Annotated in this window: 24 protein-coding genes; 14 read left to right on the top strand and 10 right to left on the bottom strand. The window is 65.0% G+C overall.

Features of this window, described 5'->3' with window-relative positions:
• The first annotated feature begins 73 nt into the window (after positions 1 to 73).
• Positions 74 to 3,541, top strand: coding sequence for a transcription-repair coupling factor (mfd, locus tag AC07X4_RS17860; protein ID WP_494740833.1), 3,468 nt, complete (start codon positions 74 to 76; stop codon positions 3,539 to 3,541).
• 33 nt (positions 3,542 to 3,574) lie between these two features.
• Here mfd and AC07X4_RS17855 read toward each other — a convergent pair whose 3' ends face one another.
• Entirely contained in the window at positions 3,575 to 5,944 is a 2,370-nt protein-coding gene (locus AC07X4_RS17855) for a putative bifunctional diguanylate cyclase/phosphodiesterase (protein WP_494740832.1), read from the bottom strand.
• A 428-nt stretch (positions 5,945 to 6,372) separates the two neighbouring features.
• Here AC07X4_RS17855 and AC07X4_RS17850 point away from each other — a divergent pair, with 428 nt between their 5' ends.
• The 5 genes from AC07X4_RS17850 to serB all read left to right on the top strand — a co-directional run bounded on the left by AC07X4_RS17850 (position 6,373) and on the right by serB (position 9,347).
• On the top strand, positions 6,373 to 7,041 hold the full coding sequence (locus AC07X4_RS17850) for a hypothetical protein (RefSeq protein WP_494740831.1): 669 nt from the start codon (positions 6,373 to 6,375) through the stop codon (positions 7,039 to 7,041).
• Between the two features lie 97 nt (positions 7,042 to 7,138).
• Positions 7,139 to 7,393 (top strand): ParD-like family protein, encoded by a 255-nt coding sequence (locus AC07X4_RS17845; RefSeq protein ID WP_015014749.1) that lies wholly within the window; start codon positions 7,139 to 7,141, stop codon positions 7,391 to 7,393.
• Positions 7,390 to 8,187, top strand: a complete 798-nt coding sequence (gene map / locus AC07X4_RS17840) for a type I methionyl aminopeptidase (protein WP_494740830.1) — start codon at positions 7,390 to 7,392, stop codon at positions 8,185 to 8,187. The genes AC07X4_RS17845 and map overlap by 4 nt, the downstream gene beginning before the upstream one ends.
• A 98-nt stretch (positions 8,188 to 8,285) precedes the next feature.
• The gene (locus AC07X4_RS17835; protein WP_056747190.1) at positions 8,286 to 8,474 is read left to right on the top strand and encodes a DUF3149 domain-containing protein; all 189 of its coding nucleotides are present in this window, start codon (positions 8,286 to 8,288) and stop codon (positions 8,472 to 8,474) included.
• A gap of 159 nt (positions 8,475 to 8,633) precedes the next feature.
• The gene (gene serB, locus AC07X4_RS17830) at positions 8,634 to 9,347 is read left to right on the top strand and encodes a phosphoserine phosphatase SerB (RefSeq protein ID WP_056747189.1); all 714 of its coding nucleotides are present in this window, start codon (positions 8,634 to 8,636) and stop codon (positions 9,345 to 9,347) included.
• Between the two features lie 92 nt (positions 9,348 to 9,439).
• Here serB and AC07X4_RS17825 read toward each other — a convergent pair whose 3' ends face one another.
• The gene (locus tag AC07X4_RS17825; protein WP_056747228.1) at positions 9,440 to 9,958 is read right to left on the bottom strand and encodes an RrF2 family transcriptional regulator; all 519 of its coding nucleotides are present in this window, start codon (positions 9,956 to 9,958) and stop codon (positions 9,440 to 9,442) included.
• 90 nt (positions 9,959 to 10,048) lie between these two features.
• Between AC07X4_RS17825 and ytfE the strand changes: the two genes are divergently transcribed.
• A complete protein-coding gene (gene ytfE, locus AC07X4_RS17820; RefSeq protein ID WP_494740829.1) occupies positions 10,049 to 10,798 on the top strand; it encodes an iron-sulfur cluster repair protein YtfE in 750 nt (249 codons plus the stop codon).
• A 17-nt stretch (positions 10,799 to 10,815) separates the two neighbouring features.
• On the top strand, positions 10,816 to 11,301 hold the full coding sequence (locus AC07X4_RS17815; protein ID WP_099730620.1) for a group III truncated hemoglobin: 486 nt from the start codon (positions 10,816 to 10,818) through the stop codon (positions 11,299 to 11,301).
• A gap of 43 nt (positions 11,302 to 11,344) precedes the next feature.
• Here AC07X4_RS17815 and AC07X4_RS17810 read toward each other — a convergent pair whose 3' ends face one another.
• Positions 11,345 to 11,518, bottom strand: a complete 174-nt coding sequence (locus AC07X4_RS17810; protein ID WP_165836502.1) for a LiaI-LiaF-like domain-containing protein — start codon at positions 11,516 to 11,518, stop codon at positions 11,345 to 11,347.
• Positions 11,519 to 11,555: 37 nt separating this feature from the next.
• Positions 11,556 to 12,449 (bottom strand): LysR family transcriptional regulator, encoded by an 894-nt coding sequence (locus AC07X4_RS17805; RefSeq protein ID WP_056064250.1) that lies wholly within the window; start codon positions 12,447 to 12,449, stop codon positions 11,556 to 11,558.
• A 126-nt stretch (positions 12,450 to 12,575) separates the two neighbouring features.
• Here AC07X4_RS17805 and AC07X4_RS17800 point away from each other — a divergent pair, with 126 nt between their 5' ends.
• Positions 12,576 to 13,157 carry a GNAT family N-acetyltransferase gene (locus tag AC07X4_RS17800; protein ID WP_494740828.1) on the top strand — a complete coding sequence of 194 codons (582 nt, stop codon included), beginning with the start codon at positions 12,576 to 12,578 and terminating at the stop codon, positions 13,155 to 13,157.
• Positions 13,132 to 14,256: a branched-chain amino acid ABC transporter permease gene (locus tag AC07X4_RS17795; protein ID WP_494740827.1), complete on the top strand. Its 1,125-nt coding sequence runs from the start codon at positions 13,132 to 13,134 to the stop codon at positions 14,254 to 14,256. The genes AC07X4_RS17800 and AC07X4_RS17795 overlap by 26 nt, the downstream gene beginning before the upstream one ends.
• Here AC07X4_RS17795 and AC07X4_RS17790 read toward each other — a convergent pair.
• The 3 genes from AC07X4_RS17790 to AC07X4_RS17780 are packed head-to-tail and all read right to left on the bottom strand — an operon-like array spanning position 14,211 to position 15,266.
• Positions 14,211 to 14,423 (bottom strand): DUF3820 family protein, encoded by a 213-nt coding sequence (locus AC07X4_RS17790; RefSeq protein WP_056064258.1) that lies wholly within the window; start codon positions 14,421 to 14,423, stop codon positions 14,211 to 14,213. The genes AC07X4_RS17795 and AC07X4_RS17790 overlap by 46 nt on opposite strands.
• Before the next feature lie 13 nt (positions 14,424 to 14,436).
• Entirely contained in the window at positions 14,437 to 14,799 is a 363-nt protein-coding gene (locus AC07X4_RS17785; RefSeq protein WP_121942593.1) for a translation initiation factor Sui1, read from the bottom strand.
• Entirely contained in the window at positions 14,796 to 15,266 is a 471-nt protein-coding gene (locus tag AC07X4_RS17780; RefSeq protein WP_056064262.1) for a DUF2721 domain-containing protein, read from the bottom strand. Before AC07X4_RS17780 ends, AC07X4_RS17785 begins: the two co-directional genes overlap by 4 nt.
• A 239-nt stretch (positions 15,267 to 15,505) precedes the next feature.
• Between AC07X4_RS17780 and AC07X4_RS17775 the strand changes: the two genes are divergently transcribed.
• Complete coding sequence (locus tag AC07X4_RS17775; protein ID WP_494740826.1) at positions 15,506 to 16,783, top strand: DEAD/DEAH box helicase; 1,278 nt, start codon at positions 15,506 to 15,508, stop codon at positions 16,781 to 16,783.
• A gap of 59 nt (positions 16,784 to 16,842) precedes the next feature.
• Here AC07X4_RS17775 and AC07X4_RS17770 read toward each other — a convergent pair whose 3' ends face one another.
• On the bottom strand, positions 16,843 to 17,190 hold the full coding sequence (locus AC07X4_RS17770) for a DUF6172 family protein (RefSeq protein WP_494740825.1): 348 nt from the start codon (positions 17,188 to 17,190) through the stop codon (positions 16,843 to 16,845).
• A gap of 89 nt (positions 17,191 to 17,279) precedes the next feature.
• Here AC07X4_RS17770 and AC07X4_RS17765 point away from each other — a divergent pair, with 89 nt between their 5' ends.
• The gene (locus tag AC07X4_RS17765; protein WP_121942590.1) at positions 17,280 to 18,542 is read left to right on the top strand and encodes a sensor domain-containing diguanylate cyclase; all 1,263 of its coding nucleotides are present in this window, start codon (positions 17,280 to 17,282) and stop codon (positions 18,540 to 18,542) included.
• A 60-nt stretch (positions 18,543 to 18,602) separates the two neighbouring features.
• On the opposite strand, the gene AC07X4_RS17760 is transcribed toward AC07X4_RS17765, so the two are convergent.
• Both AC07X4_RS17760 and AC07X4_RS17755 read right to left on the bottom strand, forming a co-directional pair.
• On the bottom strand, positions 18,603 to 18,806 hold the full coding sequence (locus AC07X4_RS17760) for a hypothetical protein (protein WP_494740824.1): 204 nt from the start codon (positions 18,804 to 18,806) through the stop codon (positions 18,603 to 18,605).
• A gap of 85 nt (positions 18,807 to 18,891) precedes the next feature.
• Complete coding sequence (locus AC07X4_RS17755) at positions 18,892 to 20,541, bottom strand: methyl-accepting chemotaxis protein (protein WP_494740823.1); 1,650 nt, start codon at positions 20,539 to 20,541, stop codon at positions 18,892 to 18,894.
• Positions 20,542 to 20,867: 326 nt separating this feature from the next.
• Between AC07X4_RS17755 and pstS the strand changes: the two genes are divergently transcribed.
• Entirely contained in the window at positions 20,868 to 21,935 is a 1,068-nt protein-coding gene (pstS, locus tag AC07X4_RS17750) for a phosphate ABC transporter substrate-binding protein PstS (RefSeq protein ID WP_494740822.1), read from the top strand.
• A 111-nt stretch (positions 21,936 to 22,046) separates the two neighbouring features.
• Positions 22,047 to 23,618 carry a CYTH and CHAD domain-containing protein gene (locus AC07X4_RS17745; RefSeq protein WP_494740821.1) on the top strand — a complete coding sequence of 524 codons (1,572 nt, stop codon included), beginning with the start codon at positions 22,047 to 22,049 and terminating at the stop codon, positions 23,616 to 23,618.
• Positions 23,619 to 23,690: the final 72 nt, after the last annotated feature.

The raw sequence follows: 23,690 nt of genomic DNA, 5'->3' as shown, positions 1-23,690 counted from the left end.
GTTGCCCCCGATCCAGCCCGTGCGTGTTTCGCGCCCCTGGGGATGCGGTGGGCCCACTGACGACGCCGTCCGCATGGAACTCCCCAAACTCTCCCCCGGAAAACGCTTTGCCCTGCCCCGCCCCGTGGGCAGCGCCGACTCCCTGCTGCTGGCACGCCTGGCCGAGCGCGACAAGGCCGCTGGCCACACCACCGCCATCGTCACGTCCGACGCCACCGATGCACAGCGGCTCATCGACGAAATGGCCTTTTTTGCGCCGGGCCTGCGCTGCGCACTGTTCCCAGACTGGGAGACGCTGCCTTACGACACCTTCTCCCCGCACCAGGACCTGATCAGCGAGCGGCTGGCCACGCTGTGGCGCATTTCGCAGGGCGAAGCCGATGTCGTGCTGGTGCCCGCCACCACCGCGTTGTACCGGCTCGCGCCGCCCTCCTTCCTCGCGGGCTACACCTTCCACTTCAAGGTCAAGCAAAAGCTCGACGAGGCCAAATTCAAGGCCCAACTCACGCTGGCGGGCTACAGCCATGTCTCGCAGGTGGTGAGCCCGGGCGAGTACTCCGTGCGCGGCGGGCTGATCGACCTGTTCCCCATGGGCTCGCTCGTGCCCTTCCGCGTGGATTTGTTCGACGACGAGATCGACAGCATCCGCACCTTCGACCCCGACAGCCAGCGCAGCCTGTACCCCGTGCCCGAGGTGCGCCTCTTGCCCGGCCGCGAGTTCCCCATGGACGATGAGGCGCGCGCCAAGTTCCGCAGCCGCTGGCGCGAGATGCTCGAGGGCGACCCGACCAAAAGCCGTATCTACAAGGACATGGGCGCGGGCGTGGCCACGGCCGGCATCGAGTACTACCTGCCGCTGTTCTTCGACGAGACCGCCACCGTGTTCGACTACCTGGGCGGCGAAGCCACCGTGGTGTTGCACGGCGACCTGGAGCCCGCCTTCCAGCGCTTCTGGCAGGACACGAAAGACCGCTTTCGCCTGGTGCAGGGCGACCCCGAGCGCCCGGTGCTGCCACCCGAGGCGCTGTTCCTCTCGGCCGACCAGTTCTACACGCGCGCCAAGGAGCATGCCCAGCTGTCCATCCGCCCCGGCGTGGAGGACATTGCCGACAACCCGCACTTCCAGAAGCTGGGCGACCTGTCGGTGGTGCGTGGTGCCGAAGACCCGCTGGCCCGGCTGCACGCCCACATCCGCAACACGCAACACCGCGTGCTGCTGCTGGCTGAGAGCGATGGCCGGCGCGAGAGCCTGCTCGACTTTCTGCGCGCCAGCGGGGTAAACCCGCCGGCCTTCGACTCGCTGGTCGAGTTCCAGGGCGCGGACGATGAGAAGGTGGGCATCGCCACCGCCGGCCTCACCGTGGGCTTCAGCTGGATCGAGGACGGCATCGACTTCGTCACCGAGACCGAACTCTTCGCCGCCGGCCCCACCACGCGCCGCCGCAAAAAGCAGGAGCAGGTGAGCGATGTCGAGGCCCTGATCAAGGACCTGGCCGAGCTCAATGTGGGCGACCCCGTGGTACACAGCGCGCACGGCATCGGCCGCTACCGGGGCCTGGTCAACATGGACGTGGGCAACAAGAACCCCGACGGCACGCCCGCCATGCAGGAGTTCCTGCACCTGGAATACGCCGACAAGGCCGTGCTCTACGTGCCCGTGAGCCAGCTACAGCTCATCAGCCGCTACACCGGCGTCAGCGCTGATGAGGCGCCGCTGCACAAGCTGGGCAGCGGCCAGTGGGAAAAGGCCAAGCGCAAGGCCGCCGAGCAGGTGCGCGACAGCGCGGCCGAGCTGCTCAACATCTATGCCCGCCGCGCGGCGCGCGAGGGCCACGCCTTCCGCTACAGCCCGCAGGACTACGAGACCTTTGCCAACGACTTCGGCTTTGAAGAAACGGCCGACCAGAACGCCGCCATTCACGCCGTCATCCAGGACATGATCAGCCCCCGCCCCATGGACCGCCTGGTCTGCGGCGACGTGGGCTTCGGCAAGACCGAGGTGGCGCTGCGCGCGGCCTTCGTGGCCGTCACGGGCGGCAAGCAGGTGGCCTTCCTCGCGCCCACGACCCTGCTGGCCGAGCAGCACTACCAGACGCTGGTAGACCGCTTCAGCAAGTGGCCGGTCAAGGTTGCCGAGGTGTCGCGCTTTCGCTCGGGCAAGGAGATCACCGCCGCCATCAAGGGCATCGGCGACGGCACGGTGGACATCGTGGTGGGCACGCACAAGCTGCTCTCCGAATCCACCAAGTTCCACAACCTGGGCCTGCTCATCATCGACGAGGAACACCGCTTCGGCGTGCGCCACAAGGAGCAGATGAAGGCCCTGCGCGCCGAGGTCGATGTGCTGACCCTCACGGCAACACCCATCCCGCGCACGCTGGGCATGGCACTGGAAGGCCTGCGCGACCTGTCGGTCATCGCCACCGCGCCGCAGCGGCGCCTGGCGATCAAGACCTTCGTGCGCAACGAGGGCACGGGCGTCATCCGCGAGGCGGTGCTGCGTGAATTGAAGCGCGGCGGGCAGGTGTACTTCCTGCACAACGAGGTGGAGACCATCGAAAACCGCCGCCAGAAACTCGAAGAAATATTGCCCGAGGCCCGCATCGCCGTCGCCCACGGCCAGATGCCGGAGCGCGAACTGGAGCGCGTGATGCGCGACTTTGTGGCCCAGCGCTACAACATCCTGCTGTGCTCGACCATCATCGAGACCGGCATCGACGTGCCCACGGCCAACACCATCATCATGAGCCGCGCCGACAAGTTCGGCCTGGCGCAGCTGCACCAGCTGCGCGGCCGCGTGGGCCGCAGCCACCACCAGGCGTACGCCTACCTCATGGTGCCCGACACCGAGGGCCTGACCAAGCAGGCCGCGCAGCGGCTCGATGCCATCCAGCAGATGGAAGAACTGGGCAGCGGCTTCTACCTGGCCATGCACGACCTGGAGATCCGCGGCGCGGGCGAGGTGCTGGGCGAAAACCAGAGCGGCAACATGCTGGAGGTGGGATTCCAGCTGTACAACGAGATGCTCAATGAAGCCGTCAAGGCACTCAAGGCCGGCAAGGAGCCGGACCTGCTCAGCCCGCTGAGCGTGACCACCGACATCAACCTGCACGCCCCCGCCCTGCTGCCCGACGACTACTGCGGCGACGTGCACCTGCGCCTGTCGTTCTACAAGAAGCTGGCCACGGCCAAGAACCCCGACCAAATCGACGGCCTGCTCGAAGAGATCGTGGACCGCTTCGGCAAGCTGCCGCCGCAGGCCCAGACCCTCATCGACGTGCACCGCCTGCGCGTGCTGAGCCAGCCCTACGGCGTCGTGAAGGTGGACGCCGCCCCCGGAGTCATCAACATCACCTTCAAGCCCCAGCCGCCCATCGACCCCATGCGGATCATTGAACTGATTCAGAAGAACAAGCACATCAAGCTGGCGGGCAACGAGAAGCTGCGCATTGAACGCGAGCTGAAGGACCCGAAGGACCGGGCCCAGATGGTGCGGGACATCTTGCGGTCGCTGGGGCAGCCGAAGGCGGTGCCTGCATAACTTGTTTGGAGCACCTTTGGAGCGCTGCTTCGGTCAGGTGCGCCAGTCGTTCTGTACCTCACTAGCGAACTCCTCAACAGGCGCTGGGCGACCGAAGAGATAACCCTGGTAGCTGGTACACCCGTAGCGGCAAAGCAGCTCGCGCTGCGCTACGGTCTCCACGCCTTCGGCAATGACTTCAAGGCCCAGCCCCTGTCCCAACGCAATGACGGCCCGGACTATGGAGGCGTCGCTGGCGTTCATGACGACATCACGCACGAACGACTGGTCAATCTTGAGCTGATCCAGCGGCATACGCTTCAGATATCCCAACGATGAGAAGCCAGTGCCGAAATCATCCAGCGAGAAGCGGATACCCAGGGCCTTCAGTTCATGCATCTTGGCCACAATTTCCTCCACATCCTCGGCCAGTACGCTTTCGGTCAGCTCCAGTTTCAGGCGCTGCGGATTGGCGCCCGTGGCATGCAAAATGCTGCGCACCCCCTGGACATAGCCCTGCTCGCGAAACTCCTTGGCACTGACGTTGACGGCCAACATCAGATGGCTCCTGGCGGGATCGGCCTCCCATTCGCGCAGTTGAAGACAGGCCGTCTCCAGCACCCACCGGCCCAAGGGGTGTATGAGGCCCGTCTCTTCTGCCAAGGGAATAAAACGGGCCGGGGACACCATGCCCAGGACGGGGTGACGCCATCGCACCAGAAGCTCCGCCCCTATCAACCCCGTTGCAACGTGGACCTGGGGTTGGTAATACGCGATGAGTTGGCTTGGAATCGCTCCCTTGAGGGCCTGTTCGAATTGCACACGTTCGTGCAGCGCGTCGCGCATGCTCCGATCAAACATCACAGCCTGCCCCTTGCCACGCTTCTTGGCCTCCAGCATCGCCAGTTCCGCGCGCTGCAGGATATCGTCGGCCGTTGCCAAGTCATCGCCTACCAGCGCAATGCCGATAGACGCCTGCCCCGCGCAGGTCACACCACCCAGCACGAAAGGCCCCCGCAAATGCTCCAGCGCATCCGCTGCCATCGCGGTGACTCGCTGGTGGACCTGGGAAGCGTCGCTGCCCAGATTTTCGGCGAGCACCAAAAATTCATCACCTCCAATCCTCGCCAAGACGGCCCCTGACGCTTCCAGTTGCCTCAGATGACTGGCCGCTGCAATGAGCATCTGATCGCCAGCCTCGTGGCCTCGCGTGTTGTTGAGCACGCTGAAATTGTCAAGATTGACCAGCAGCAACGCTGCAGCCTTGTGCTGGACAGCAGCGCGTTCAATGGCGTGGTGCAACCGGTTGAGCAGTTCTTCGCGATTGAACAACCCTGTCAGCCTGTCGCGATGAGCGAGGCGGTCCATGGCGGCCCCCAGCACCAATGTCTCGTCGAGGGCCTTGCGTCCAGGCTGTGCGCTGCTGGTGCCAATGAGGTTGGTATGCGACTTGGCTGCATCTGCCAGAGCCACGATTGGCCGGACCAATCGGCCCGCCAGCAGCCAGGAAGCAAATGCAAACAGCACCGCCACCAGTGCAGTGAAGGCCAACATCAGCTCGCGGATTTCATAAACCTGGGCATACGCGGTAGCAATATCCTCCCGGACCACCACCGTCCAGCCCAGACCATCTGAGGGAACTTCAGTGACCACCAGCTGAGAGACGATCAAGTACGCAGGGTCATGCAACACGGCTTGCAGCGAGGTGTTTGCGACCTTGGTGTCGGTATTGATCTGCAGCAGCCACTCGCCCGTACGGTTTGCGATCAAGACTTCGATGTGGGCCTTCTTGCGGCGCTTGTTCACTGCCTCGACAACCACTCGATGGACCCAGTCCCAATGCAAATGCGCTGAAAGCACCCCAATGGCACTGCCTTGCGCATTCTGTACGGGCGCAGCCACATCCAGAAATCGCAAGGGCTCGCCATCAGCCCGCGGGGGCAGCGATTTGGCGAGCAAAACCGCATCGTGCGGGTCACCGACAAAAACGCCATTCAATCCGGCGGAATACCAGGGCCGTGCGGACACATCGACATCCCGAAGAATCCCGCCCGTTGCCGCAGTGACTCTGCCCCGCATATCTGCAAGCCCAATCCAGGCGTAAGTGTCCTCGCGACGCTGGAGCCCATCCATCACCTGCTGGATGGAATGGGGATCCAGGGCATGGTGTGGACCAATCATGCCTGCCATCAGCGAAACTTCGCGCTGCCTGCTGGCGAGGTCTTCTTTCAGTTCATGGGCGATCTCGTCTGCCACCCCATTGAGCGCGTCCCGCGCAGAGTTGCTCAAGCTGTCCTCCAGATGCCATTCCATGAAGAATGTCAAAGCAAGGCCCAAAACAATGCCGGATCCGCCCATGACTGCGGAAAAGCGCGCCCGAACGCTTCGAAACGGCGACACCCGATTCAAAAACCTGTTGATCATGGAGAGCCTCCAAGAGGCCCATTCTGGGGGGCAACTCCTAAAGTGCTAAACGATTTATGGTGGATTGGCGACCGTGCAGGCAGTTCTTGACTCACATCAAGAAAACACACTGGCTTCCAGTGAGAAGCAGCCCAAGTTCACCATCGGTCCACGCGGAATGCGACAAGACCAGCGCAACGGACCCAGGGCTCCATGCCAAACATCGCAGGCACCGGCGTGGGCCGCTACTACCGCTGTGATGCTGAAGTCAAACACGTTGAGGGGATGCATCGAATGAATCGCTGACGAATCGGAAAAGGGGAAACGTTGGGCGCCATGAATGCGAAAATTCCAAGGCTGAACGCAACCCTCGCAAGCACCGCCAGCGATGCGTTGTTGCAGACCTCCCTTCATCAACACTTTCAGCGGCAACGCAGCCCGCCATCACCATGCTGATTGAAGCCGCGCTCCTTCTGTTGTCACTGGCTGTATCGCTGTGGGCGCAACCCTGGCGCCTCCTGGAGCGGCCAAAGGGTGCAGCAGGACAAGTCGATGGACAACGCCCCCTGTCGCCGCTGCTGACACCTCTGTTGGCAACTCTCGTGTTCCTGCCCTGGGTGTGGGCGCTGCCCACACTGCACGCCATGCCGCTGCAGCTGCAGTGGTCGGGCGCGTGCCTCGTGGTGCTGATGCTTGGCTGGCCGCTGGCCATCCCCGTACTCATCGCTGTGGGCACCATTGCAGGCCTGCTTTCACCCGCGCTGGACTGGGCCGATGCCCTGGGCGCGATCACTTGGCTGGGCGTGGTGCCCGCCACGCTGGCCCTGGCGCTGGGCGCGCTGGTCCGGCGCTTTGTCGGTACGCAGCCGTTTGTGTACGTGTTGGGCCGGGCGTTTCTGGGCACTGTGGCCTGCGTGTTTGCGGCAGGCGTGCTCTCGCAATGGACCGGGCACCAGTTGCCCGGTGTGGGCGACGAACTGTCTCTGGTGGCCCGCTGGCTCATGGCATGGGGCGACGGGTTTGTGACGGGCATGCTCACCGCGATCTTTGTGGCCTTCAAGCCAGAATGGCTGGCCACCTGGTCCGACCAGCTCTATCTGAAACGCCCTCCGCAGTAGCGCTGCCGGGCATCAGCGCAGTGCTGCCAACGCACACCACAGGGACTGCAGACACGCAGCGATACGAAACGTATATGTTTCGAATACAATTCGCTGCATGGGTATTGTCAAAATTTCAGACCAAATGCACGAGAACCTGCGCGTTGCCAGCAACGCCCTGTCTCGCTCCATCAACGCACAGGCAGAGCACTGGATGCGCATCGGCATGCTGGCCGAGCTGCATCCCAACCTCGACCACAGCGACATCTGCCAGTTGCTGATCCGCGCCGAGCAAGCCGGGGGCTTCGATCTGGACACGGTGGCGGCCTCTGTGGCCGCCAAGCCGGGCCACAGCGGGCGGCGCGTTCAATGAAGTCGTCCCGCGTCACCCTGCGCTCCCCCGCCGAAATCGCCCAGGCGCGTGAGGCCGGCCACCTGGCCGCCCGCGTGCTGCACATGATCACGCCGCACGTGCAGCCTGGCGTCAGCACCGAGGCACTGGACCGGCTCTGCCACGACTACATCGTGAACGAACTGCAGGTCACCCCCGCCAACGTGGGCTACCTGGGGTATCCCAAAACCGTGTGCACCTCGGTCAACCACGTGATCTGCCACGGCATTCCGTCGCCGGGGCAGGTGCTCAAGGCGGGCGACATCATCAACATCGACGTGGCCATCATCAAGGATGGCTGGTTTGGCGACACCAGCCGCATGTACTTTGTGGGCGAGCCCAGCCCGCTGGCGCGCCGCCTGGTGGACACCACCTACGAGGCCATGTGCGCGGGCATTGCCCAGGTACGCCCCGGCGCCACGCTGGGCGATGTGGGCCATGCCATACAGACCGTGGCCCACCGCGAGCGGTTCAGCGTGGTGCGCGAATACTGCGGCCATGGCATCGGGCAGATCTACCACGACGAGCCCCAGGTGCTGCACTACGGGCAGCGCGGCCAGGGCCTGCGGCTGGAGGAAGGCATGGTCTTCACCATCGAGCCCATGATCAACGCCGGCAAGCGCGATACGCAGGAGCTGGCCGACGGCTGGACCGTGGTCACCCGCGACCGCTCGCTGTCCGCCCAGTGGGAACACATGGTGGCCGTGACGGCCGATGGGTTCGAGGTGCTCACGCCCTGGCCCGAAGGCACTGACCGCTATCCCGCCATGATTTGACCTGCATCGTGCCCGCACGCCGCAGTCTTTGACACAGCACAAGCAGCCGCCGCAGGGACCATCCGATAGTGGTGAACACCACCACAAGGAGGGTCTCCATGAAGCTGCTGAACGATCTGTTTTCTACCGACTACGGCCTGATGAGCATCATCGGCATCGGGTTCATGATCTGCATGGCCGCATTTTTTGTGCGCATGTTCCTGGTCAAGATGAACGAGCCGCCCCAGCCCAACCCAGCCGCCAAGGCCCTCAAAGGCGGCGGCCAGAACCTGCCGCATCCCCGCTGAGGCACAGGATCTGACGAGAGCCGCGCACGGGGCGCGGCCTCTGCCGCCCAGTCTCCGGGGTAGCGCCTGGAGCGAGCGTGGCGGGCACGGAGGGAACAAAAGCCTGCCAGGGATACCATTGCGGGTTCTTACCCCGCATTTGTTCCCCCTTTTTCTGCCATGACCCACGCAACCGAATTCGCCCCTGGCCTCGTCATCCAGGGCATCGAGCCTCCGCTGTCCCTGTCCGCCTACAAGCTCATCGCTTTTGACATGGACTCCACCCTCATCAACATCGAGTGCGTGGACGAAATCGCCGATGCCGCCGGCCGCAAGGCCGAGGTGGCCGCCATCACCGAGGCAGCCATGCAGGGCGTGATCACCGACTACAAGGAGAGCCTGCGCCAGCGTGTGGCCCTGCTCAAGGGCGTGACGGTGCAGCACATGGAGCAGGTGTTCACCGAGCGTCTGCGTTTCAACCCCGGCGCCAAGGAGCTGATCACCGCCGCCAAGGCTGCGGGCCTCACCACGCTGCTGGTCTCGGGCGGCTTCACCTTTTTTGCCGACCGCGTGAAGGCGGGCCTGGGCATCGACTTTGCGCGCTCCAACATGCTGGAAGTGCAAGACGGCCAGCTGACGGGCCGCATGGTGGACCAGGCCTGGGGCGACATCTGCGACGGCGCAGAAAAGCGCCGCACGCTGCTGGAAGTGGCCTCGCTCATGGGCATTTCGCCGCAGCAGGCGATTGCCGTGGGCGACGGCGCCAACGACCTGCCGATGATGGGTGCCGCCGGCCTGTCGGTGGCCTACCACGCCAAACCCGCAGTGCGTGCACAGGCCAAGGTGGCCATCAACCAGGGCGGGCTGGACCGCTTGCTGGAAGTGCTGCGCTGAGCGGCGTGGCGCCTCAGTACGTAGAGGGCGCCACTGGATACTATTAATTTGATAGCTATCCAGGCATGTAGCACTAGCGCATCACGCCGTTTTTATTCAAACCCAGGTGCATCGGGCAATCCGGGCACCAACGAGGCCCTGCGGCGGGCACTGCCGGCGCGCGGGGCGGCCACCGTGGCCAGCAGCGCCACCCCCTGGGGTGACGTGGGCGCCACCAGGTCCGCCAGCGTCACGCCATCCAGCACCTCCAGATAGGCCTGCATGGCCTGGCCCAGCACCCCTTTGAGCCGGCAGTGGCTGCTCAGGCGGCACTGGTTGGAGGCGGGGTCAAAACATTCCACTAGGTTGAAGTCCGTCTCGGTGGCGCGTACCACCGCGCCAATATGGATGGACGACGCCGGCACCATCAGCCGCATGCCACCGCCCCGCCCGCGCGTGGTCTCGAGCAGGCCCTGCGCCGACAGCTGCTGCACGATCTTCATCAGGTGGCTGCGCGAGATGCCATAGCCCTCGGCCACCTCCGTGATGGTGACGGGCTGCGCCCGCCCCTCGGTGGCGGCGCAATACATCAGCACGCGCAGCGTGTAGTCGGTCCATTGGGTCAGTCGCATGGGTTTGCCGCAGATCAATCAAAAAGATGCATACATCCTGAATTTTATTCGCTAAAATATTCACACGATATGAATCTTTAAAGGACCACCATGAACGCCCGCATCGACACCCTGCACGCCACAGCCCCCACCACCCCACTGCCGCTGAGCGCCGAGCAGCAGATCGGCCAGATCGCCGTGCAGTTGCCGGGCGCCACGGCGGTGTTTCGGCGCCTCAAGCTGGACTTTTGCTGCGGCGGCCAGGTGAGCCTGGCCAAGGCGGCTTCCGACAAGGGGCTGGACGCCGACGCCGTGCTGGCCGAGCTGGCGGCCCTGCAGCGCAGCGATGCCGTGCCCGAGGCAGCGTCGCCCAGCGCGCTCATTGACCACATCCTGGCGCGCTACCACGAGGTGCACCGCCAGCAGCTGCCCGAGCTGATCCGCATGGCCCGCCGCGTGGAGGCCGTGCACCGCGACCACCCGCAGGTGCCGGTTGGCCTGGCCGACCACCTGGAGGCCATGCACGAAGAGCTGCTGTCGCACATGCTCAAGGAAGAGCAGGTGCTGTTCCCCATGCTCAAGAACGGCGGCAACCCGTTTGTGGGCCAGCCCATCGGCATGATGCGCGCCGAACATGTGGACCATGGCGAGGCGCTGGACAAGCTCAACGCGCTGACGAATGACGCCACGCCTCCCCAAGGTGCATGCAACACCTGGCGCGCGCTCTACGCGGGCATTGCCCAGCTGGGCGACGACCTCATCAACCACATCCACCTGGAAAACAACGTGCTGTTTCCACGGTTCGAAGCCAGCGCTGCACCCGCGCAAGCTTGTGCCACGTCAGCCTGCGGCTGCCAATGAGCCGGCACACTGCCGCCATGACCGAAGAAGCCCACCCTACACAGACCGCCGGCAAGCTCGCCCCCAGCGCGGAGAGCATCACGCAACTGGTGCACGGCTTTTACGGGGATGTGCGGCGCGACCCGCTGCTGGGCCCGGTGTTTGAAAAGGCCTTGCACGGCCAGTGGGACGCCCACCTGCAGCGCCTGGTGGACTTCTGGAGCACCGTCGCGCTAGGCGCCCGCAGCTTCAAAGGCGATGTCTTCGGCAAACACATGGCGCTGGAGGGCGTCACACCCGCCCACTTTGCGGCCTGGGTGGCGCTGTGGCAACAGCACACCAATCGCTTGTTTGCGCCGGAGGTGGCGCACGACCTGCAGGTGGCGGCCCATGGCATTGCACGCAACCTGTTCCGGGGCTACTTTGCGAACGACCCCGGTTTTGTGCAGCCCCGCGACGAGGGCCATGGGCGCGATGAGCACGGCGCCCGCCACCAGGGCAGCGGAGAAACCCAGCGAGGTTGAAGACTACCGACTGGCAACGCGGTCGCCAGCGCCCGCTTCTGGCTTATTTGCCCTTGTTGCCCGGCGTGAAGAACAGCGCCAGACCCACTGCTATCAGCGCCACAGGCCACCACACCCGCAGCAGCTCGCGAAGGCTGATGCTGATCAGTCCCAGGTTGGTCAGCAGAAAAAACACGCCCAGCACGACCAGAACGATCGCAGCGATATTGCCCTTCATGTGCATTCCCTCGGTGTGGTTGTTGGTATGGCCGCGATTATGGCGGGCGGGACAACTGCGCGCCCAGGTAATCCACCCACACGCGCACCTTGGGCGACAGATGGCGGCTGGAAGGCCACAGTGCCCGGAACTGGCGGGCCGGGCCCAGGTGCGGCTCCAGCACGCTCACCAGTCGCCCCTCAGCCAGGGCATCGCGCACCAGAAAGTCGGGCATACAGGCAATACCGATCCCCCGCAGGGTGGCACCCAGAACGGCTTCGATGTTGTTGCAGGCCAGCACCGTGCGAAGGCGTGGCTCGTCGCTGCCCAGGTCCTCGCGCCACGGCCAGTCGAGCAGCTTGCCGGAATCCGGGTGACGAAAGCGCACGCAGGCATGCCGCTCCAGGTCGCGCAGTGCAGCGGGCGTGCCGTGGCGCTCCAGGTAGCTGGGCGCAGCGCACAGCAGCAGCCGAAAGGTCTGCAAGGGCCGCGACACCAGGCGTGAATCGCGCAGGTCGCCACTGCGAATCGCCACGTCGATGCCTTCGTCGATCAGGTCGATCGCTCGGTCGCTGAACGTGATGTCCAGCTCCACCTCGGGGTAGCGCGCCAGAAACTCCGGCACCAGGGGGATCAGGAAGTGGTAGCCCACGATGGGCGCACTCACCCGCAGCTTTCCCCGTGGTGTCTCCCGCGAGAGCGACAGCATGGCCTGCGCGTCGTCCAGGTCGTCCAGCACGCGCCGGCAGCGCTCATGGAACAGGCGCCCCTCTGCCGTCAGCTGGATGCGCCGGGTGCTGCGCTGCAATAGGCGCACGCCCACCTCCTGCTCCAGCCGCGCCACGCCCTTGCCCACCGCAGACGCCGATATCTCCAGCGCCCGTCCGGCGGCCACAAAGCTGCCCAGCTCCGCTGTTTTCACAAAGGCCAACATGCCACTGAGCTTGTCCATCTGCGTTGTTTACTCCGGTTGAGCACGGCCAATTCAATCTTTTTATTCCGCAATAAAAGGAATGAAAGCCACTTTTTGGCTGATTCGATCCAGTCTAACCTTCTTGCATTTCCACACATTCACGCCATGCCGAACCCGTCATTCCTTAGCGCCGACTCCACCAGCACCTGCGAAACCCGAAAGTCGCTGATGGGTTTGCAGGCTGAATATCTGCGCTGGGTGCATGGCGAAATAGCCCGGTGCTTTCCGGCCCTCTCCCCGCGTGCCGGCTTGTCGCTGCCACCGGAGGACCTGCCCGGATTGAAGGTCTCACAGACCGGAAACCGGCCAAACAGCGCGTACTACCTGATCGCCGTGAATGGCGAAGCCGCAGGCATGTGTGGCCTGCGGCCCTTGGGCGCAGGCACCGTCGAAGTCAAGCGCCTGTACGTCCGCCCCGCCTACCGGGGCCTGCATCTCGGTTCGTCGGCACTGCGCAAGCTGTACGCAGATGCCTGTCAGGCGGGCTACACCCGCATTTGCCTGGACACCGCCCTTTTCATGCAGGTAGCACACCGCCTGTACGAAGCCTACGGCTACGCCGACTGCGCGGCCTACGAAGGCACCGAGGTGCCGCTGGCACTGCACAGCCACTGGCGCTTCATGCAGCGTCCCATCCACCGCCCCAGCCACGGCATCACCCATGAGCACGATCTTCGAACGGCGTAGCACGCAAGCAGGCCTGGTCGTCGCAGTGCTCCTGCTGCCCCTGGTACTGCAACCCTTCGGCCACCACTGGGTGCGCGTTGCTGACGTCAGCCTGCTGTACGTCATGCTGGCACTGGGCCTGAACGTGGTGGTGGGTTATGCAGGCCTGCTGGACCTGGGGTATGTGGCCTTCTACGCACTGGGTGCCTACCTGTTTGCCCTGCTGACCTCACCCCACCTGACCGACCGCTTTGCGTGGATCGCTGCGCTGTTCCCGCAGGGGTTGCACGCCCCCTGGTGGGTGACCATCCCGCTGGGCGCGGCGTGCGCGGCACTGCTCGGCATGCTGCTGGGAGCCCCCACCCTCAAGCTGCGGGGGGACTACCTGGCGGTGGTCACCCTGGGCTTTGGCGAAATCGTGCGCCTGCTGGTCATCAACATGAGCCACCCCGTCAACATCACGCAGGGCGCCCAAGGTCTGGGCTTGATCGACCCGGTGCACATCCTGGGGGTGGACCTGGGCCGACCCCTGGTGGTGGCGGGCCATGAGGTGGCGTCGGTCACGCTGTACTACTACCTGTTTCTGGCGCTGGTGACGCTCACCATTGTTGTCTGTCTGCGCCTGCAACACTCCCGCATCGGCCGCGCATGGATGGCTATCCGCGACGATGAAACCGCAGCCCGGTCCATGGGCATCAACACCCGCAACCTCAAGCTGCTGGCCTTCGGCGTGGGCGCCAGCTTTGGCGGAGTGACTGGCGCCATGTTTGCGGCTTTTCAGGGCTTCGTTTCCCCCGAGGCCTTCAGCCTGCAGGAGTCTGTGCTCATCGTTGCCATGGTGGTGTTTGGCGGCATGGGGCATATCCCCGGGGTGGTCCTGGGAGCCGTGCTGCTCGCAGCGCTGCCAGAGGTACTGCGCTATGTGGTCGGCCCCCTGCAGGCAGCAACGCACGGGCTACTGGATGCGGGCGTGATGCGCCCGCTGCTGATTGCCTTGGCCATGATCGTCACCATGTTGTGGCGCTCCAGTGGCCTGTGGCCAGCGCCCGACGCAGCGCAGGCACTGGGGAAGAATCACCGCCCCCGCAAGGGTCGCAGCAGGTCCGACAGCCCGTTGTGATCAATCTCGTGCATCAGCGCCAGCAACTGGCCCAACTCGCCCTTGGGAAACCCCTCGCGCGCAAACCAGTTGAGGTAGTTGCCCGGCAGGTCCGCCAGCAGCGTGCCTTTGTGCTTGCCGTACGGCATCTCGGTGGTGACCAGTCGTTGCAGCTTGTCTGCGTCCATTGCCCTGGGCTCCTCAACCGCCTGCGCGCTTGACCTTGTGGCCCAGCTTCTGCAGCGCGGCCATCACGCGTTCCACGTGGTCGCCCTGCACCTCGATCACGCCGTCCTTCACCGTGCCGCCGCTGCCACAGGCGGCCTTGAGCTGCTTGCCCAGCTGCTCCAGCGCAGTCTCGTCCACCAGCACGCCTTTGACCAGGGTGACCGCCTTGCCGCCGCGCCCTTTGGTCTCGCGCGATACGCGCACGATGCCATCACCCGTGGGCAGGGGCTTGTTCTGCTTGCAGGTGCACTGCGCCACCGGCTGGCGGCAGGTGGGGCACATGCGGCCCGACTCGGTGGAATACACCAGGCCGCCCAGGTCTGCCAGAGACTTCATGGTTTCTTCCCTTCCACCTCTTGCTGCAGCATGTGAAAGTCGAGCAGGCGCGTGGCCAGCAGCGTCTCGGTCAGAAAACACACCAGCGCCAGCAAAAAGCACGCAACGCCCGCCAGAAACCCGCCCACCGCAAGGCGGCTGGACTGAAAGTCGGTGGTTTCGCCCAGGAACAGCAGGATGATGGTCGTGCCAATGAGGAAGGCACAAAACGTCAGCAGCGCAATACAACCGTTGGCCAGCCGTCCACGCAAACGCAAGTCCGCCAGCTCCTTGTAGGCACGGGCCAGAAATTCGGGTTCGGCATTGACGCGCGCGCGGTCTTCCACCACACGCGCCCGGTCAATGATCCGGGCCAGGCGGCCGGCCACCGCGCCGATCATGCCGGACACCGCAGTGAGCAAAAACACGGGCGCCACCGCCAGCTGGATGCCGTGGGTGATGGCGGAGGTATCTAGGGGCAAAGCCATGGGGTTCGGGTCCGGGAAAACTGTCAACGAAAAACGGGGCGGCCCGATTATCGGTTGCCCAACGCAGGGGCGGAGCACTCGCATTCCCTGCAATCTTGCAGGTGCAAGGCGCGCATTGCTGGCCTGTGAGAAGGCACCGGGCAAGAGGGCATCGGGCAAACGCGGCGACAATGCGGGCCATTACTGCTTTGTCCGCGCTGCCTTGCGTGCCTTCTTCAACGCATTCCCAGCGCCTTTCCATGCCTTTTGCCTCCCTCGGTCTGTCCCCCGCCCTCGTCCATGCCGCCGCCCAGGCGGGCTTTGTGGCGCCCACGCCCATTCAGGCGGGCGCCATTCCGGCCATCCTGCAGGGGGTAGATCTGCTGGGTGCCGCACAGACGGGCTCGGGCAAGACGGCGGCATTTGCCCTGCCCTTGCTGCAGCAGCTGCAGCTCAGCGCCACTGGCGGCCCGCGCCGGGTGCGCGCCCTGGTGCTGGTGCCCACCCGTGAACTGGCAGCGCAGGTGGGAGAAGTGCTGCGCAGCCTGGCGCAGCACCTGCAGCAACCGCTCAAGATCGCCATCGTGTTCGGCGGCGTGTCGATCAATCCGCAGATGTTGGGCCTGCGCGGCGGCGCCGACATTGTGGTGGCCACGCCGGGCCGCCTGCTGGACCTGGTGGACCACAACGCGCTGCGCCTGTCGGCCGTGGCACACCTCGTGCTGGACGAAGCAGACCGGCTGCTGGACCTGGGCTTTGCCGAGGAACTGCAGCGCGTGCTGGCGCTGTTGCCAGCCCGGCGGCAGAACCTGTTTTTCTCGGCCACATTCCCAGCCGCAGTGCAGGCGCTGGCCGACGGCCTGCTGAAGCAGCCGGTGCGCGTCGAGGTGCCCCACACGCCGGGTAACGAGCCTGCCATCGAACAACGCGCCATTGCGGTGGATGCGAGCCGCCGCACCCAGTTGCTGCGCCACCTGGTCAAGGAGCACAACTGGTCGCGCGTGCTGGTGTTTGTGGCCACGCAATACGCGGCCGAGCATGTGGCCGAGAAGCTGTACAAGGCGGGCATCTTTGCATCGCCCTTCCACGGCGGCCTGAGCCAGGGCGCGCGCAACCAGGTGCTGCAGGAGTTCAAGGATGAGCGCTGGCAGGTGGTCGTGACCACCGACCTCGCAGCACGCGGCATCGACATTGCGCAGCTGCCTGCCGTGGTGAACTACGACCTGCCCCGATCGGCCGTGGACTATGTGCACCGCATCGGCCGCACCGGCCGGGCGGGCGAGAGCGGCATGGCCGTGAGCTTTGTGACCGCGGATGCCGAGGCGCATTTCCGGCTGATCGAAAAACGCCAGCACCTCACCATCCCACGCGAGCAGATTGCGGGCTTTGAACCCACCGAGGCTCCCGCGCCCGCACCATCCACCGACCCCGGAGGCACCGGCGGCATCAAGGGCAAACGCCCCAGCAAAAAGGACAAGCTGCGCGCAGCAGCGGCGCAGGCAGCCGATGCCCCCGCTGCCCACAAAAAAGGCCCCTGAAAGGGGCCTGCAGTGCTTGACTGAGGGTGAGCGGGGTGGCATCCACCCAGCGCCAGGGCTTACGCGCCTCCTTCGTCGTCCGCGTCCAAGCCATCTGGCCCGCTGAGTGAAGCCTCACTAGCCGGACGGGGTGTGCGCTTGCCGGGCTTGGCCAGAATTTCCACATAGAACTGGGCGCCACCCTCGGCGGCCACGCCGTTGATCAGCCCGGTCAAGGCGGCCAGGTGCGCCACGGCGGCGTCTTCCTTGGTGCGGCCAAACTGGCAGTCAAAGTCCCAGAAATCGGCGCCTTCGGGCAGGTCGCGGCGCCGTTCGCGCTTGATGTATTTGCGGATTTCGTGCTTGACGGCATCCAGAACGCGGTCGCGGTTCTTGCCTTCAACGTGGAGTTGGAAAGTTTTTCTCATGGGCGATAGTACCGCCTGCGACAGATGATCTTTGATGGCCCCGCTTCCCGGTGCCACAATGGTGCATTACTTTTGGTTACTACCAGCCCATGAACCACGACCTGCGCCTGCTGCACCTGTTGCCAGCGGCTGTGCTTGTCACACAACAGGGCGCCATCCGCTTTGCCAACGCCGCCAGCATGGAGTTGCTGGAGGCGCCCAGTATCGACAGCCTGATCGGGCGGCTGTCTGGCGACTTTGTGCACCCCCTGGACCAGGTGCGCTCCACCAACCGCATCCAGCAGGTGGCCGTGCCCGAGCAGGCCGGGCGGCCCAACAAATCCTCCGAGTTCCGTATCCGCACCGAGCGCGGCAACTTGCGCATGGTGCTGATCAGCAGTGTGGCCATTGAATGGGACGGTGCCCCCGCCGTGCTCATGTGCGGCATGGACATGACACACCAGAGCGAGATCGAGGCCCAGCTGCGCGAGAGCGAGCAGAACTTCCGGCGCCTGTTCGAGAACATGCAGGACGTGTACTACCGCACCGATGCGCAGGGCATCGTGCAGCATGTGGGCCCGGGCGTGCGCCGGGTGCTGGGCTACGAGCCCCACGAAATCGAAGGCCGCACGGCCGAGTCTTACTACCCCCAGAGCAAAGACCGCGACGCGTTCAAGGCCGCGATCATGGAACACGGCGAGGTATCGGACTTTCCGGGCCAGATGGTGCGGCGCGATGGCACGGTGATCGACATCTCCATCAGCAGCCATGCGCTGTACGACCATGCAGGCAATTTTGCGGGGGTCGAAGGCATCTACCGCGACGTCACGCAGCGCAAGAACCTGGAGCGCGAGCTGCAGCGTCTGGCCACCACCGACATGCTGACGGGCATTGCCAACCGCCGCGCGTTTCTGGAATGCGCCGAGTCGGCCTATGCCCATTCACGCAGCAACGGCGAGCCGCTGACCTTGCTGATGCTGGACCTGGACCACTTCAAGGCCATCAACGACCGTTTTGGCCACCTGGAAGGCGACCGGGCGCTGATGGCATTTGCGCAGGCCATCAAGGGCCAGTTGCGCGCCAGCGATGCCGTAGGCCGGCTGGGCGGCGAAGAGTTTGGCGTGCTGTTGCCCCTGACCACACTGGCCGAGGGCCTGGAGGTGGCCACGCGCATGCTGCGTAGTGTTAGCGCGCTGGAACTGACGGACGAAGCAGGCCACTGCTACTGCGTGACCACCAGCCTGGGGGTGAGCACCTTCCGCCAGAGCGATCGCAGCCTGCGCGACATGCTCGACCGCGCCGACCAGGCGCTGTACCTGGCCAAGCACCGGGGGCGCAACCAGGTGGCTTCGCTCGAGACGCTGGACGAGTGATCATTTCAGTCGCCCTGATCGGTGAGAGATCAGGGCCATGCGGCATGCCAAGGCACCTGTTCAAAGGCGCATGCGTTCCTGCTGCAGGTTCCACAGGCAGGCGGCGATGCGCAGCAGCATCTCCATCACCTGCTCCGAGCCGCGGCAGGACAGCTCCAGATCATCAATGAGCATCGCCAGCTGGGAGATGGCGTCTTCGGGGGCGGCAGCGCCACCACTGCGCGCCACCTCGGCAATCGCGATCAATACGTCGGTGCGGTTCATGGCGCAGGTCTTGGCGTGGTGGGTGGCAATGCCTCGGTCATTGGCTGCATAGGCCACGCGATGCAGAGACCACGCCGCCGCCGGGCTAGCGGGCCGAGATGGCCAGTTGCGCGCGACTGCCAGCCCCGCCCTCCAGAGCCACAGCAGGGGGCAACCCTGCCGTTTCCAGCAAGGGTGCGCCTGCACCAGGCAGGGGCATATCCGGCGTCAGGCGGAACTGGTGAATCACCTCCAGCAGGCGCCTCACCTGATTCTTCATGCCGGTCGAGGCGGACGAACTGTCATCCACCAGCGCAGCGTTCTGCTGCGTGGCCGCGTCCAGCTGGCGCACGGCCTCTCCGATCTGGGCAATGCCCCGGGCCTGCTCCTGCCCGGCATCCTTGATGGCGGTGATGAGCGACACCACCTGGTTCACATGGTGCACGGTGTTGGCCACGCGCTCGCCCGCCTGCCCCACCAGGGTGGACCCGCGCTCCACACCCTGCACGCTGGCCGAGATCAGGCCGCGAATCTCCCGGGCCGCCATGCTGCTGCGCTGCGACAGGCCCCGCACCTCGCCAGCCACCACGGCAAAGCCCCGGCCCTGCTCACCCGCACGCGCGGCCTCCACCGCCGCATTCAACGCCAGCAGATTGGTCTGGAAGGCGATGTCGTCGATCACCTTGATGATGTCCGTGATCTTCTGCGACTGCGTCTTGATCTCCTGCATGGTGGCGATCACATCGCGCATCACGCTGCCGCCTTCGTTGGCCACGCTGCTGGCCTCCTGCGCCAGCGCGGTGGCACGTTGGGCGTTGTCGGTGTTGTGCTGCACCGTGATGGTCAACTGCTCCATCGATGCGGCCGTCTCCTGCAGATTGGATGCCTGCACCTCGGTGCGGCGTGCCAGGTCTTCGGTGCCGCCCGCCATCACCACGGCCTCGTGGGCGACCGTCTCGGTGCTGGCGCGCACCTCGGTGATCACGCGCACCAGCTGGTGGTTCATCTCACGCAGGGCCCCCAGCAGCTCGGCGGTCTCGTCGTTGCCACGCACATCGATCTGCGCCGTCAGGTCGCCCCCCGCCACGGTGCGTGCCAGCACCACGGCCTGACGCAGCGGCCGCGAGATCGAACGGGTGATGACCCAGGCCATCGCGGCACCTGCCAGCAATGCCAGGACGGTGGCGGCCAGCATCCACCAGTGGATGGTGTCGCTCATGGCGCGCGCCCCGGCAAACTCTGCCGCAGCCACGTTGATCTGCAGCGCCACCAGGCGCTCGATGGCGTCCTGCACCTTGAGCGCGTTGGGGCGGATCTGGGTGATGTACAGCTCCGAGCCGTCGTCGTACTTGCCGGCCACCAGCGCGGCCGACGCCGGGATCAGGCCCTTGTCCAGATAGGTGGCATTGGCATCGGCAAAGGCCTGCGCCAGGGCCTGTTCCTCCGCCCCCAGCGGTTTGGCGGCGTAGTCCTTCCACAGGGTCTGGATGCGCTCGACATTGGCGGTCAGGGCCGCATGGCTGGCCTCCAGGTTGCTGGTGCCGGGGTCCATCAGCATGTCCATCACCAGGACGCGGTTGCGCTGCGTCAGGTGGCTGATCTCGGCCAGCACCCCCATCGGCACGGTGCGATCGCCGTACAGGGCTGCGCTGCGCTCGGTCAACCGCTTGGCCCCGCTGATGCCACCGGCCGCCAGGGCCGATATCAGCAACAGCAGCACGGCAAAGGCCAGGGCCAGGCGGGTACCAATTTTCAATTTTTGAAGCATCTGAATCTTTCGTGAAGCTCCACCAGGGCGCCGCCGCCTTGTGGGAGCGAACGCGTGTTGCTGCGCGGGGTAAGCCAACCACCCGCCGTGCACCAAGCCCCCGATGGGATGCGAAAGATACTAATTGTTTCAAATGACAGATTAGTGACTCAGCAAGAAACCTTAGCCGTTCAGGCCAATGCTTCAAATCGCTGTCATTTTGCTAGGATCGGCACCGAAATCTGTCCGACTGCTCAATGAACACGCGTGGATTTCAGTGCACCTGAAATCGTGCATGGCATATCGTTATTCATAAAAACCATTACATAAAACATATGAAATATATTTACTTTCTTTTGCTGGCGACCGTGGCCTTTGTGCAGGCGGGCCTGGCCAGCGCACAGACCGTGACGGGCGCTGGTTCGTCGGCGGCGGCGCCCATCTACCGCAGCTGGGCCAAGGCCTATGCCAAGGCCACTGGCAGCGCGGTGGACTACGACCCGGTGGGTTCCAGCGCGGGCATGAAAAAAATCCAGCAACAGGCCGTCGGTTTTGGCGCGACAGACGTGTACCCCGCAGAGAAGGACTTGCTGGAGCACGGCCTGCTGGCGCTGCCCGTGGCCATCACCGGCATCAGCCCCATCGTCAACCTGCCCAAGGTACAAAACACCCAGCTGCGCCTGACAGGTGAGGCTCTCAGCCGCATCTTCATGGGCGAGATTACCCGCTGGAACGCGGCAGAGATCGCCGCACTGAACCCCGATGTCTCCCTGCCCGACCTGCAGATCAAGGTGGTGGTGCGGGCCGATGGGTCGGGCACCACCTACAACTTTGCAGACTACCTGGGCAAGGTGAGCCCACAATGGAAATCATCGTACGGCGCCAAAACCAGCATTGCCTGGCCTGTGGGTGTGCTGGCCTTCAAGGGCAGCGACGGCGTGGCCAAGGGCGTGCGCGACACGGTGGGCGCCATCGGGTATGTGGACCACGGCTATGTGGCCGAATACGGCCTGACCACTGTGCAGATGAAAAATGCCGACGGCAGTTATGTCAAACCCTCCATCGACGCCTTCAAGGCGGCACTGGCCAACAGCGATTGGTCGGCCACCGGAGTTTTCCACAGCACCTTGACGCAGCGGCCCGGTAAATCGGCCTGGCCCATCACCATGGGCACGTTTGTGGTGTTCCCCAAGGTCACGCAGAACCCCGACCAGACGGCCCAGGCGATCCGGTTCATCCTCTGGTCGTTCCTCAATGGCGACACCTTGGTGCAAGAAAATAATTTTGTCCGCCTGCCAGACCGGGTTCAGGCGTCTGCATTCAAGATCATCACCTCCATCCGGGATAATCAAGGAAAACCACTGGGCATGAGCTTGATATCCTCCTTCAATCGCCCTTCATAATCAATCTACCCTCTCTTGAATCATTGTTTTCCATTATTGGCGGATAACCGCTGCGTGCCCTTCATCCGGCGCGGCCCTGCGATGGGGATACCACGGGATAATGCCGCCACCATGGAAATCGAATTCAAGTTCTGCATCCCGCCCGACCGTCTGGCTGCCGTGCAAGCGGCAGTGCGCCGGGGCCGGTGTGTCGCCATCCGCATGGAGGCCCGCTACTTCGACACGCCCGACGGCGCACTGGCGTCACGCGGGATTGCGTTTCGCCTGCGGCGCGAGGGTGACCAGTGGGTGCAAACCGTCAAGACGCTGGGCGATGGCCCGCTGGACCGGCAGGAGCACAACGTCGCACGCGGCCCCGCCATAGAAGGCATCGCGCCCGAACCCCTGCCCCAGTTGCACAGCGGCACCGTGGCAGGCGCCCGGCTGCAGCAGGCCCTGCAAGCCGCTGGTGGCCCCCTCGTCGAAACCTATGGCACCGAGATGGACCGGCTGACACGCGATATCACCCGCCAGGGAACGGTGGTCGAGCTGGCGCTGGACACCGGCCGGGTGGTGGCCCACCGGGGCACGCCCCAGCAGGCCGAGGCCCCCATTTGCGAGCTGGAGCTGGAACTCAAGGCCGGGCCCGTGGCGGGCCTGGCAGCGCTCGCCGCGCAGTGGGCCACGCGGCACGGGCTGTATCTGAGCACCGTGTCCAAGGCCGAACGGGGCGAGCGCCTGCTGGCACCAGCTGGCAGTCCATCGGGCATTCCCATTCCATCTGACAGCCCAGCCAGCAGTGGTTCGCCCCGCAAGGCCCGACCCCGGCCCCCCCTGTACCAGCAACTGCCCGCCGGGCAGGCCCTGCAGCGCGCCGTGGTGGCGCAGTGCCTGCAGCAGATCCTGGGCCCCGCCAGCGACATTGCCGAAGGTGCGAGTGATGAGGAGCAGCTGCACCAGTTGCGCATCGGCATTCGCCGCCTGCGCACCGCCCTGCGCGAGCTGGCGCCGCTGGCCCCAGGCAACTTTGACCCCGCCTGGGAGCCGCCCCTGGTCCATGTGTTCCAGCAGCTCGGCCACCTGCGGGACCGCAGCCAGGTGATGCAACGCATCGGTGCCGAACTGCGCGATGCCGGAGCGCCGCCCCTGTCCACCCACCCGAACGACACCGCCGGGCTGGTGGCCCAGGCCGCACAACAGACCGTGCGCGATGCGGCCTTTCAGGAAGCGCTGGTGTATCTGATGGCCTTTACCACCCCAGGGCTGGATGCCACGGGCGACGCCGCAGCAGGCCTGGACGCCCGTGCCACGCGCCGCCTGCTGCAGCAGCGCCTGCGCGCACTGCACGCCCAGGTGCAAAAAGGTGCACGGGGTTTTGCCACGCGCACGCCCCAGGCACAGCACCGGCTGCGCAAACGCCTCAAACGCCTGCGCTACCTCACAGAATTCGTGGCGCCCGCGCTGGATGCACACAGCGCCCGGTTTCTGGACAGCCTGCAGCCAGCGCTGTCGGCACTGGGCCGCCTCAATGACGAGCGTGTGGCGGCAGCGCTGTACCGCGAGCTTGCAGAGTCCGGCGAGCTGAAGGCCTGGTTTGGCGCAGGCTGGCTGGCGGGGCGGCAGGCCCAGTCGGTGGCGGCTTGTGAGCAAGCCCTGGGTCAGATGGAGGAAGCCCCCCAATTGCGCAAAACCGGCAAACGCTGAAGGGACACCCACACGGCACAATGACCCGCATGACGGCCTCTCCTCCTTCGCGGCGCCAGCCGCCCTCCGCGC

The organism is Acidovorax sp. GW460-11-11-14-LB4 (genome assembly GCF_059423685.1).
The sequence above is the reverse complement of the archived record's forward strand: the minus strand, read 5'-3'. Positions and strand labels throughout refer to the sequence as shown.